Source organism: Methylomonas rivi, assembly GCF_024505165.1.
In the GTDB taxonomy this organism is placed as follows: domain Bacteria; phylum Pseudomonadota; class Gammaproteobacteria; order Methylococcales; family Methylomonadaceae; genus Methylomonas; species Methylomonas rivi.
Window position 1 is genome coordinate 1 of sequence record NZ_JANIBK010000151.1, and the last position, 9,288, is coordinate 9,288.

Here is a 9,288-nt window from a genome sequence, read left to right on the forward strand (position 1 = left end):
AATGCCGGTTCGCGCACCGGCGGGCGCGGTACTCTACTTTGCTTGTCCAAAGAAAAGTACCCAAAAGAAACGACACCCGGATGCCGCGTATTTCCTGCGCTCCTCGGGTTTGAACGGGGTTTTCCGAAGGGGCTTCCCAGCCCCCACGTAAAACGCGATGCCTCCCTGCATCGCCCCTGCGGGCCAATCCGCTCAAACCCTCCGGTGCTCGGCGCGGCATAACGGGACAAAACCCCGTTGTGAAATTGAAGGTAGTTGAATAATTTTGAAATCGAATGTGTGGCAAATTTAATTTTCATCAATCATTAATGCAGGCCAGAAAGCAGGATTTATTAAATAATCCATATTTCCTTTCTTTTTAACAATACCAGACATGAGTTTCATGCTGTAGTTAAAGTTATAGATATATTTAACTTCTTCATCTACTACTAATCCTATAAAACCATACCACAATAAAAGTTCAAATATTTTTTCAAGCAAAACATCTTCAATTCCGAACTCCTTCAATACGGCACATATCTCACTTTGCTTTATTGTTGCATTACTCCCAATGAATGCATATAGGACATCTTGGGTTCTGTTATCGACATCAGAAATTTCATAACCAATATCTGCAAGAAGATCAGTTGAATATGCTTTCAAGCCTTTTTTAATATCATCCCCAAGAATCTTCTCATGATTAAGATTTATGGCAAAACTCTTGCATTGGCTGACTAAATTTAACAAAAATCGAGGCCTCATTAAAGACCTATCAATCAAATATTGAGAGCTTTCTTCTCCTTTGTAGTGGCTAGTGCATATTTTTGGCCATAATGCTTCAAATGTACTGGCCCCGTTTATTTCATTAGAAATTATTCTCAACCTAATAAGTTCTCTTAATAAGTCTGGGTCTGTCCAATCCAGTAAAACGCTAGCTTCCTTACCTCTATCTGATGTTTCCTTTACCAATAACTCATAAACATCATTTCGTAGAAAAATAATTGTATTAACATCAATCCCAGATTTTCCAAATTGACGTTCAATCTTCTTTGTTGCATCAATCAAGGCTCGAATAAGTAACATGTCTTCGTGTTCTAGTCCAGATGTTGGCCAACCTTTATCAATATTATCAAATAACAACCAGCATACTTCTTTATGTCGCATATACTCTATTATTTGTCTTGTTAACTCCCTGACATCATGGCAATAAAGCATTTCAGTCAAGGCTGAAGAAGTTAATCTTACATTTTGTTTTTCGCCATGCTTAGATTTATATTCAGTGGATATTTTCTCCATGAGAATCCCCATTCTTTCAGAAAAATCTCCTTCAGTTTCGTAACCTTCGGCATGATAAATATCAGCCAAATTTCTGTATAATTCATACAATTCATGATCGCGCTTATGATTTTCTCGATCTTTTTCAAGTATCTTGTAGCAGATTTCCAGAAGTAAAACATACTCCCAGAAAGCCATTATCGTATGTTGAAATGTCCCTTCTTCTAAAAATGACAATATAAGTTCTTTAAACTTAATTAGTTTGTAGCCATCCGGTTTTAAGTCTAAAACAATATTTCCTTTCTTATTTCTTTCTCTATCTCTCACCTGGAGAAAAATAGCCGATTTTCCTGAGCCTTTCCTCCCTACAACAATATTTGCTTCCCCTCTGAGAGACTTTAAAAACTGATCAGTCTTTAAATAATATCTTTCAAGTGTGCGCATCTCATTTTCTGCAGATGTCGATCCCAGGTCTAACGCTTGAAGGAAAGAGTCATCTTTAGCAGCAAATTCAGAACTTGAATCTTGTTGAAATGCTTCTGCTACACGAGCTGCAAAATCAGCTATATATTCATTTACATCATTGGGATGAAAAGAGACGTTTACGAAATCTCTATAATCAATCGGTACTGGATCTTCACCGTCTTGCAGTATACATAATGCTTTTCGCATGCCGTCTGCAAGTCCTGCAATAAAAGCGCCTCTCATATTATGAACTTCATATCCGATATTGTTGCTGGATAGTAATGGAACAACAATTCCGTGGGATTGAGAAACTTGACTTATTGCGTCATTAGCTGAAAGTCTTGGCTGTTCATTCGGATCAAATGATCTGAATAAATATCTAGCTTTTTTAATTCTAGAGACTATGCGTGAAGCCCAATCTGTTTTGTGTAACCCCTCCAGCAGATATACAGGCGATTTTATATTTATTTTATTTGGTATATTTAATGGTTCACATTTGTTTGTTTTTTTTAAAAACGAATAAAGCTCTGACGAATTTTGGTACTCCTTATATCCAAGAGTGTCAAATATACCAACTTCTCTAATTGTAAGGTTTTTCTCGATTATGCTTTTGTTTCTGAAGATCAATACACGTTTTCTTCTTCCAATTGCGTAACCAATTTCATATGTAACATTAAAATTTAATATTGAAATATCAGCAACTAGAAAATCACAAGCATCTAAATCTTCTAAAACTTGATCCGCAATAAAATGGCCAACTACATCCAATGCTTTCCATGTTTTTATTTTAATATCATCCTTTTCAGTTATTTTATTGATTGCCTCTTCAATTGTTTGTCCAATTTCTCTAGGTGAAGAAGCATATGCATAAAAGCCAATATTTTTTCTATTCACGAAACATCCTATTTAATGCTAAATGTGTGAAAAATCACCAAACTAATTGCGGGGCTAGCTATTATCGATATTTACATATTTTATACACCAGATTAATCTATGTGAGCAACGTATTCATAAAAATTTAGAATAGTTGATTTCGAAATTTTGGTTTATGACTTCTCTGAAGTCTTGTAGGGCTGTAGGTCCGATTTGCGTAGCTTAATCGGACGAATGTTTGTATTACGGATGAGGGACGCTTTCCATCGATTGAGCGATCGCTAATTGGGGCTATGCTAGTTGAGCTATTTTACATATCGCTAACAGTTTCCAATTCCGCGAGGAGTTTTGTCCCGTTATGCCGCGCCGAGCACCGGAGGGTTTGAACGGTTCAGCCCGCAGGGGCGATGCAGGGATGCATCGCGTTTTTCGTAGGGGCTGGGAAGCCCCTTCGGAAAACCCCGTTCAAACCCGAGGAGCGCAGGAAATACGCGGCATTCGGGTGTCGTTTCTTTTGGGTACTTTTCTTTGGACAAGCAAAGAAAAGTACCGCGCTCGCCGGTGCGCGAACCGGCATTAAAACAGGCGTCGCGATAGCGACACATAAACAAAAATCACCAATAAAAAAGGGCCTTTCGGCCCTTTCTTCAAATATCAAACAGCGAAAACAACCTTACTCGCTATCAATATCCTTCATACTCAATCTCACCCGTCCTTGACGATCAATCTCCAGCACTTTAACTCTAACCACATCGCCTTCCGACAACTTGTCGCTGACTTTCTCGACGCGTTCTTCGGAGATTTGCGAAATGTGTACCAAACCGTCCTTGCCCGGCAGGATGGTAACGAAAGCGCCGAAGTCCATCAAGCGCACCACTTTGCCTTCGTAGACTTTGCCTACTTCGACTTCGGCGGTGATCTCTTCGATCATTCTGCGGGCTTCTTCGCCGGCGGCTCTGTCGACGGAAGCGACGTTAACCACGCCGTCGTCGGTCAAATCGATGCTGGCGCCGGTTTGTTCGGTAATGGCGCGGATGGTGACGCCGCCCTTGCCGATAACTTCGCGGATTTTCGCCGGATCGATCTTGAAGGTGATGATGCGCGGCGCAAAATCGGACATTTCGGCGCGGGTGCTGGACAAGGCTTTGTTCATTTCGCCCAGGATGTGCAGACGGCCTTGTTTGGCCTGTTCCAGGGCGACTTTCATGATTTCGGGGGTGATGCCGTCGATCTTGATGTCCATTTGCAGCGCGGTAACGCCGTTTTCGGAACCTGCCACTTTAAAGTCCATGTCGCCCAAGTGGTCTTCGTCGCCCAGGATGTCGGACAAGACGGCAAAGTTGTCGCCTTCCTTGATCAGGCCCATCGCAATACCGGCCACGGGGGCTTTGATCGGCACACCGGCATCCATCAGTGCCAAGCTGCTGCCGCACACGGAGGCCATGGAGCTGGAGCCGTTGGATTCGGTGATTTCCGAAACCACGCGGATCACGTAAGGGAATTCGCTCATGTTGGGCAGCACGGCGGCAACGCCGCGTTTCGCCAAGCGGCCGTGGCCGATTTCGCGGCGCTTAGGGGAGCCGACAAAGCCGGTTTCGCCCACGCTGTAAGGAGGGAAGTTGTAATGCAACATGAACGGGTCTTTGTATTCGCCGGACAGTGCATCGATAATTTGCGCATCGCGCTCGGTGCCCAAAGTGGCGACCACGATGGCTTGGGTTTCGCCGCGGGTGAACAGGGCGGAACCGTGGGTTCTGGGCAGTACGCCGGTGCGGATGCTAATCGGTCTGACGGTGGTCAGGTCGCGGCCGTCGATGCGTTTGCGGTCGTTCAAGATCGCGCCGCGCACGATGTCGTATTCCAGATGTTCGATGACGTCGCGAATGTCTTTCTCGGCGTATTGGGCGTCGGCGGTCAGTTTTTCCACCACGGCGCTACGGATGGCGCTGAGCGTGTCTTGTCTGACCAGCTTTTCGGCAACCTGGTAAGCGGCCTTGATGCCGGCTTCGGCTTCGGCGGCAACGGCTGCTTTCAGCGCGGTATTGGTTTCGGCCGGGGTCCAGTCCATGGCCGGAGCATTCACTTCGGCGGCCAGTTCGTTGATGGCGTTGATGGCAACCTGCATTTTTTCGTGGCCGAACAATACCGCGCCCAGCATCACGTCTTCCGGCAATAAATCCGCTTCGGATTCAACCATCAGTACGGCTTTGGCGGTACCGGCAACCACCAGTTGCAGTTGCGATTCCTTCATTAACGGCAAGGATGGGTTCAGCAGATATTGACCGTCCTTGTAGCCGACGCAGGCCGCGCCCAAGGGGCCGTTAAAGGGCAGGCCGGAGATGGCCAGCGCCGCGGACGCGCCGAGCAGGGCAGGGATCTCGGTGTCCACTTCCGGGTTGAGAGACACCACGGTAGCAATGATCTGCACTTCGTTAGTGAAGCCTTCGGGAAACAATGGACGGATAGGCCGGTCGATCAGGCGGGAAATCAGGGTTTCGTTTTCGCTGGGTCGGCCTTCGCGCTTAAAGAAGCCGCCGGGAATTTTACCGGCCGCAAAGGCTTTTTCCTGATAGTTGACGGTGAGCGGGAAAAAGTCTCCGCCGGCTGCTTCTTTTTTACCAACGACTGCCACCAATAACGAGGTGCCTTCGATATCAATCATCACCGCGCCATTGGCTTGGCGGGCTATTTCACCGGTTTCTAACGTGACGAGACGATCGCCGTACTGAAATTGTTTCCTGATAGGATTCACTATAAGGTTCCTTTGTGTTTAAAGGTTGTTTTAAAAATTTGCCATAAAGCGAGAAACGGCACCCGAAGTGCCGTTTCTTTAAATACGTTACTTACGAATGCCCAAACGCTCGATTAAGGAGCGATAACGGACCACGTCGGTGCCTTTCAGGTAATCCAGCAATTTGCGGCGTTGGTTAACCATGCGCAATAAACCGCGGCGTGAGTGGTTGTCTTTTTTGTTGGCGGCAAAGTGAGGGGTCAACTGATTGATGTTGGCTGTCAATAAAGCAACCTGAACTTCGGTGGAACCGGTGTCGGATTCCGACAAACGATATTCTTCGACGACTGCTTTTTTTTGTGCTGCGGTTAATGCCATTCTTAATCCCTATCGATTAAATGTTGTTAAAAATAAAGCCATCGGTGTTGATGGCGGGTAATCGCCGTTCCCACAATAGGGTGCAGGAGCGGCTGAATTTTTGGTTGAATAATCAAGCGACTTGACCGTTCAGAATAAATAACTTTTTCGGGGCTAGTTTATCATCCAAAAGGATTTCTCCCAAACCTAAAAAGGTTTGTTCGCTATACATGCGCACGACGCCCGGCGCATGGCCGTCAATCCGGATTTGTCGGCCGTGATTGATGTTGGCGGCTTGCTCTGTCGACAGTTTGACCGCCGGCAATTGGCGCAACGGCGCATCCACGGCTATCAGGCATTGCATGCGCTCCGACTCGGTCATGGCTTCTAATTGCGCAAGCGTATGGGCGTTTTCCAACCCGAACATGCCGGCGGCGGTTCGGCGCAGGGCCGTTACGGTGGCGCAACTGCCCATGGCGAGCCCCACGTCCTCCGCCAACGAACGGATATAAGTGCCTTTGGAGCATTCCACGTCCAGGGTGATGTATTCGCTATCGAAGTCGAGCAGATGCAAGGCGTAAATCGTAATGCGGCGCGGCTGCCTTTCCACGGTCTTGCCTTCCCGGGCCAGCTCATACAGTTTTTTACCCTGATGTTTCAAGGCCGAATACATCGGCGGCACTTGGTCGATAGTGCCGGTAAAGCGCTGCAGACAGCTCAGTAAATCGGCTTCGGAAAAGGCTGGAATCGGCATTTCCTTGACGATAGCGCCTTCGCTATCGCCGGTATCGGTCATCAGGCCCAAACGCAGCGTTACCCGGTAACGCTTATCGTCATCCAGCATCAGCGCGGACACCTTGGTGGCCTCGCCGAAACACAGCGGCAACAGGCCGGTAGCCAAGGGATCCAGGCTGCCGGTATGGCCGGCCTTGTTGGCGTTCAATAAGCGCCGTACTTCCTGCAAGGCTTTGTTGGACGAAACGCCCAAGCGTTTGTCGAGCAGTACGATGCCGTGTACATCGCGCCCGGACTTGCGTTTGGCCATCAATCGTCCTGTTGCGGATTGCCGTCCGTTTCGCCGGCATCCGCGGGTGCGCCGTCATTCACTTCGTGCAGCAGTTCGCTGACGCGCATGCCGGTATCGAAGGAGTGGTCATAGAGAAAGTGCAACTCGGAAATATGCCGCAAGCGCATGCGCTTGGCCAGTTCGTGGCGAATGAACGGCGATATTTCGTTCAAGGCTTTCACATTGGCCGATTTACCGGCGTCATCGGCATTTAACACGGTGATGTAAATTTTGGCGACAGCCAAATCCTTACTTAATACCACCTCGTTGACGGTCACAAAACCCACCCGCTTATCGTGCACATCGCGTTGCAGGATTAGCGCCAACTCTTTTTGCATCTGCGAGGCAACCCGCTGGCTGCGGCCGAACTCTTTAGGCATGGATTATATTTCCCGTTTTACTTCAAAGCGCTCGAATACTTCGATTTGATCGCCCGGTTTGACGTCGTTGTAGTTTTTGACGCCGATACCGCATTCCATACCCATTTTGACTTCGCCGACGTCGTCCTTGAAGCGGCGCAAGGATTCCAGCTGGCCTTCGAAAATCACCACGTTGTCGCGCAATACCCGAATCGGCAGATTGCGTTTGACGAAGCCGTCGATGACCATGCAGCCGGCGATCGCGCCGAATTTGGGCGAACGGAATACGTCGCGTACTTCGGCCAGACCGACGATTTTTTCCTGGATATCGGGGGCCAACATGCCGTTAATGGCGCGTTTGACTTCGTCTATGGCTTCGTAAATGATGCTGTAATAATGCAGATCGATGTCTTTTTCTTCGATCAGTTTACGCGCCACCGCATCGGCACGGACGTTAAAGCCGATCAGAATCGCGCTGGATGCCAGCGCCAGATTGGCGTCGCCTTCGTTGATGCCGCCGACGCCGCCGTAGACGCATTTGACTTGCACTTCGTCGGTGGACAGGCCGACCAGCGATTCGCGCAGGGCTTCCAAGCTGCCTTGTACGTCGGTTTTAATGACGACGTTCAGGGTGGCGGTTTCGCCGGCCGTCATTCTGGAGAAGACATCGTCCAGTTTGGAGGCGTGCGCGGCCGCGTGGCGGTTGGATTTTTTGCGGTCTTCGCGGTGGGCCGCCAGTTCGCGGGCGACGCGTTCGTTTTGCACTACCAGGAACTCGTCGCCGGCGTCCGGCGTGCCGGACAAGCCGAGGATCTCCACGGGCGCGCTGGGGCCGGCCGATTTAATGGCATGGGAGTTTTCGTCGAACATAGCCCGGATACGGCCGTATTCATGGCCGCACAACACGAATTCGCCCTTGCTCAAGGTGCCTTTTTGAATCAGTACGGTAGCCACGGCGCCGCGGCCTTTATCCAGGCGCGATTCGATACAGATACCGGAGGCCACCCCTTCGGCGGGCGCGGTCAATTCCAGCACTTCGGCCTGCACGATCAAGGCCTCGATCAATTCGTCGATACCGGTACCGACTTTGGCGGATACCCGCAGGAATTGTACGTCGCCGCCCCATTCTTCCGGGACGACATTCAGCGTGGCCAGTTCCTGCATGACCCGGTCCGGATTGGCTTCCGGTTTGTCGATCTTATTCAAGGCCACGATGATGGGCACGTTGGCGGCGCGGGCATGTTCGATGGCTTCCTTGGTTTGCGGCATCACGCCGTCGTCGGCCGCCACCACCACGATAACGATGTCGGTCACTTCGGCGCCGCGGGCCCGCATTGCGGTAAAGGCGGCATGGCCCGGGGTGTCGAGGAAGGTCACCGAGCCGTGGTCGGTTTTAACTTGGTAGGCGCCGATATGCTGGGTAATACCGCCCGCCTCGCCGGCGGCGACGCGGGTTTTGCGGATGTAGTCCAGCAAAGAGGTTTTACCGTGGTCGACGTGGCCCATAATGGTGACGATGGGCGCGCGCGGCAGCAGTTTTTGTTCTTCCAAGTCGCCCATGACCTCGGCCAGCATTTCCTGTTCGAAGTCGTCCTCGCTTTGCATGATGGCTTTATGGCCCATCTCTTCCACCAGGATCACTGCGGTTTCCTGGTCGATAGCTTGGTTGATGGTGCTCATGATGCCGAGCTTCATCAAATGCTTGATGACTTCGGCGGCCTTGACGTTCATTTTGGCGGCCAAATCGGAAACGATGATGGTTTCCGGAATGGTCACTTCGAATACGGTAGGCGCGACGGGCTTCTCGAATTTGTGCTTGCCGGTTTGCAGTTCGATTTCGTGTTCGGGCTTCTCGCGGCGGCCGGCTTTGCTTTTCTTGCCTTTACCGCGACGGGCGGCATCGCTGGTATCGGCGGCGATGTCGGTCGCGGGGCCGCGAGTGGGCTTGAAGTCCTGCTTTTTCTTATGCAGGGTTTGCTGTTTGGCTTCGGCGGCTTTGCGGACTTTTTCCGCGTTCCGTTCCACCGCTGCTTCCAAGCGTTGTTTCTTTTCCAGTTCCAGGCGATCGGCTTCGCTTAAGGGTTGCGGCTTGACGGCCGCTTTGAGGCCGGCTTCCGGTTTTTCCGCAACCGGTGCAGGGGCGGGCGGGGCTTCGGCTGGAGCGGTCTCGGCCACATCGGGTT

General features: G+C 50.0%; 8 protein-coding genes. All 8 read right to left on the bottom strand.

Features of this window, described 5'->3' with window-relative positions; translation table 11 throughout:
- The coding region (locus NP596_RS17925; RefSeq protein ID WP_256616770.1) for a hypothetical protein at positions 1–299 on the bottom strand (299 nt) is incomplete at its 3' end.
- Positions 289–2,613, bottom strand: coding sequence for a P-loop ATPase, Sll1717 family (locus tag NP596_RS17930; protein WP_256616771.1), 2,325 nt, complete (start codon positions 2,611–2,613; stop codon positions 289–291). The genes NP596_RS17925 and NP596_RS17930, both read right to left, overlap by 11 nt.
- Positions 2,614–2,948: 335 nt before the next feature.
- On the bottom strand, positions 2,949–3,197 hold the full coding sequence (locus NP596_RS17935; RefSeq protein WP_256616772.1) for a hypothetical protein: 249 nt from the start codon (positions 3,195–3,197) through the stop codon (positions 2,949–2,951).
- A gap of 68 nt (positions 3,198–3,265) precedes the next feature.
- Entirely contained in the window at positions 3,266–5,344 is a 2,079-nt protein-coding gene (gene pnp, locus NP596_RS17940) for a polyribonucleotide nucleotidyltransferase (RefSeq protein ID WP_256616773.1), read from the bottom strand.
- An 87-nt stretch (positions 5,345–5,431) separates the two neighbouring features.
- Positions 5,432–5,701 (bottom strand): 30S ribosomal protein S15, encoded by a 270-nt coding sequence (rpsO, locus tag NP596_RS17945; protein WP_256616774.1) that lies wholly within the window; start codon positions 5,699–5,701, stop codon positions 5,432–5,434.
- A gap of 112 nt (positions 5,702–5,813) precedes the next feature.
- Entirely contained in the window at positions 5,814–6,725 is a 912-nt protein-coding gene (gene truB, locus NP596_RS17950; RefSeq protein WP_256616775.1) for a tRNA pseudouridine(55) synthase TruB, read from the bottom strand.
- Entirely contained in the window at positions 6,725–7,126 is a 402-nt protein-coding gene (gene rbfA / locus NP596_RS17955; protein WP_256616776.1) for a 30S ribosome-binding factor RbfA, read from the bottom strand. The genes truB and rbfA overlap by 1 nt, the downstream gene beginning before the upstream one ends.
- Positions 7,127–7,129: 3 nt before the next feature.
- The coding region (gene infB / locus NP596_RS17960) for a translation initiation factor IF-2 (RefSeq protein WP_256616777.1) at positions 7,130–9,288 on the bottom strand (2,159 nt) is incomplete at its 5' end.

Bases quoted from the DNA above. Each gene is read 5' to 3' on its own strand.
- rbfA (WP_256616776.1), bottom strand. From the start codon at position 7,126: ATGCCTAAAGAGTTCGGCCGCAGCCAGCGGGTTGCCTCGCAGATGCAA.
- truB (WP_256616775.1), bottom strand. From the start codon at position 6,725: ATGGCCAAACGCAAGTCCGGGCGCGATGTACACGGCATCGTACTGCTC.
- rpsO (WP_256616774.1), bottom strand. From the start codon at position 5,701: ATGGCATTAACCGCAGCACAAAAAAAAGCAGTCGTCGAAGAATATCGT.
- NP596_RS17935 (WP_256616772.1), bottom strand. From the start codon at position 3,197: ATGTGTCGCTATCGCGACGCCTGTTTTAATGCCGGTTCGCGCACCGGC.